The organism is 'Chrysanthemum coronarium' phytoplasma, assembly GCF_000744065.1.
Lineage (GTDB): Bacteria > Bacillota_I > Bacilli_A > Acholeplasmatales > Acholeplasmataceae > Phytoplasma > Phytoplasma asteris.
Genome location: NZ_BBIY01000131.1, coordinates 1 through 827 on the forward strand (window position 1 = coordinate 1; position 827 = coordinate 827).

The 827-nt window shown below is 19.7% G+C and carries 1 protein-coding gene; it reads right to left on the reverse strand.

Going from position 1 to position 827, the window contains the following annotated elements; all coding sequences use genetic code 11:
- Positions 1-827 (reverse strand): 3'-5' exonuclease (locus tag OYV_RS04090; protein WP_042068441.1); only part of this gene is annotated, 827 nt, incomplete at both ends.

Genomic DNA, 827 nt, shown 5'->3' on the forward strand with positions numbered 1-827 from the left:
CGTTCCAAAGGTTCAAACATAAAATAATTAAACCCTTTTAAACGAGTTTCATAACCATTATCTTTTTTATTTACTTTATAAATATTTTTAGAAATTTCCTTAAATAAAACACATAATTTTAAATAACATTTCTTATAATAAGATTCAGTAATTTGATTAAATTTATGTTGTTTTTCTAATTGGTTAACTTTTTCATTATAAATTTTAATAGTAGTAGATAATTCATCATAATTTTCTATATCTTTTGAATTAGGTAAACAAATTTTTAAATAATCTAAATCAAAAATTTTATCATTTAATCCTTTTGTAAAATCATCAGAAATTAATTCTTTTTTTATTAAGGAATAAAAATAATCTATAAAAATAGAAGAATCATTCAAAGTTAAAATTTCAATATCACGTTTAGCACGAGTTATTGCAGTATAAATTAATTTTTTTTCTAAAACTTTGTCTTGTAATTCATTTCGATTTTGCCAACCAATTAAATAAACGTATTCGTTTTCATATCCTTTATATCCATGTATCGTTGACAAAATAATTTCATTTTCTTTACTATTATTATCAGATGTAGTAAAAAGAATTTGGTTTTTTGTAAACTCATCTTTAATTTTTTGTAATTCAGCATTACTACGGCAAAGAACAGTTGTAGAAGAAATTAAAGAATTTTTAATTTTTTCACACAAATAATTAATTTGTTGATAAAAATTATCAAAAAAAGAAAAATTTATAAAATCTCTATATTTTTTTTCACTAAAAGATAATTGTAAATATTCCTTATTATCAATTAATTCATTAGCTGCTTTAACAATATTAATACCTTTGGAACG